This window comes from Mycobacterium sp. (assembly GCF_049683355.1).
Classification (GTDB): domain Bacteria; phylum Actinomycetota; class Actinomycetes; order Mycobacteriales; family Mycobacteriaceae; genus Mycobacterium.
In genome coordinates this window covers 1-1,505 of record NZ_JBAUJB010000200.1, presented here as the reverse complement: position 1 = coordinate 1,505, position 1,505 = coordinate 1, and the positions used below count along the sequence as shown (strand labels likewise).

The following is a 1,505-nucleotide window of genomic DNA, read 5'->3' as shown; positions in this document are numbered from 1 at the left end:
CAGACAACAGGAAAGCTGGTGCAGGCCAGCGGATCACTCATACCCACACCATTTCCCAGCCGCCCCAATCGTGCAGAATCAGCTCCCCAACGCCACGAAATCAATGATCCACGGTTTCAGGCTTAGGACGTCACTGCATACAAGGTGTGCGAACCGGTGAAGCCCTTGAGTTCCGCATCGCGGCCGTTGGCGACAACGATGTCGTCACAACCGGAGACAGCGTCGCGCACTGCCTCGCTGACCAGGATCTCGCCACCATCGGCCTGTCCGGCGACCCGCGCAGCCATCGCGACATTGCGTCCGAAGACGTCGTCGCCACGCAGCAGCGACTTGCCTACGTGGATCCCGATCCGTACCCGAATCCCGTTGGGGGGCTTCTGCAGTGAGCTCTGGATATCCAGTCCGCAGCGCACCGCCTGCTCCGGCTGCGCGAAGGCGATCATGAATCCGTCGCCCTGGCTCTTCACGACGTAACCGTGGTGTCTGTCGACGAGCCGGCGAACCGCTTTGTCGTGCTTGCCGATCAACCTGACCCAGGCGCGGTCGCCGATGCGTTCGTTGAGCGCCGTGGACTCCTCGATGTCGGAGAACATGATGGCCAGCTTGCCGTTGGGTGCCAGCCGTGCCAGGTCGGGTCGCTCCACCTCGGCCCAGTCGGCGAGCTCTTCGATCGAGGACCGCACGGCTGCACCGAACCCGTCTCTGCGCAGGATGTTGGCGGTCTGCCAGACGGTCTTGACGGCCTTGGTCCCACCGGAGAACAGCATGTTGCGGGTGTCGACACGGCGGCGCAGTTCGTCGGACTCCTCGCGCGCCGCTTTCAGGCGCTGTGCCAGCACCACCAGCGCGATCGCCTCGCCGACGAAGATCGTCGCGAGGATGTAGGCCGCAATCTCCACTCCGCTCACGGGTCAAGTATTGGATGCTGGGGAGGTGACGATGGCGAAGGCCCCCTATTACGAGAGTCGGTTCATCCGCGCCAACGCCCCCGACGCGCCCCGTGCGGTGTGGCTGCGGGAGACCCTGCTGCTGCCCGCGGCCGGGGAGGAAAGTGGGCTCTATTGCCATGAATGTGGGTCGGGTGGGGTGTGCTATGTCTCGCGTGGCGGAGCGGTCTGGGCGCACGGGTAGCTCGTAGGTTCGAAAGCTCCTACACCTCGTACCAAGGAGCTTGCCCGTGCGCGCGACCACTTTACTCAACCGTGTCCTCGACCTGCCGAAGACCACGGTCCGCGACGTCGAGTTCGGCGACAAGGTGACGGTGTGGGTGCGCCCGCAACAGCGGGTGATGTGCTGTCCGCATTGCGATTTCCGTACTCGGCACCGCTACGACACACGGATGGTGGATTCGGCGTGGCGGCACCTGGACCTCAGTGGGCGGGTATGTGTGCTCAAACTGCGGCGACGTCGGTTGCGCTGCCCCGAGCACGGTGTGCTGGCCGAGTCAGTGCCGTTCGCGCGGCCGGGATCGGGGTTCACCCGCGACTTCGAGGACCTTGCGGTCT

General features: G+C 64.8%; 3 protein-coding genes. 2 read left to right on the top strand and 1 reads right to left on the bottom strand.

Going from position 1 to position 1,505, the window contains the following annotated elements; translation table 11 throughout:
• Positions 1-122: 122 nt before the first annotated feature.
• Positions 123-908, bottom strand: coding sequence for an adenylate/guanylate cyclase domain-containing protein (locus WA944_RS12090; protein WP_526373931.1), 786 nt, complete (start codon positions 906-908; stop codon positions 123-125).
• 31 nt (positions 909-939) lie between these two features.
• Between WA944_RS12090 and WA944_RS12085 the strand changes: the two genes are divergently transcribed.
• A complete protein-coding gene (locus WA944_RS12085; RefSeq protein ID WP_526373933.1) occupies positions 940-1,131 on the top strand; it encodes a hypothetical protein in 192 nt (63 codons plus the stop codon).
• 46 nt (positions 1,132-1,177) lie between these two features.
• Positions 1,178-1,505, top strand: a 328-nt coding sequence (locus WA944_RS12080; protein WP_526373932.1) for a transposase family protein, incomplete at its 3' end; no start/stop codon positions are given.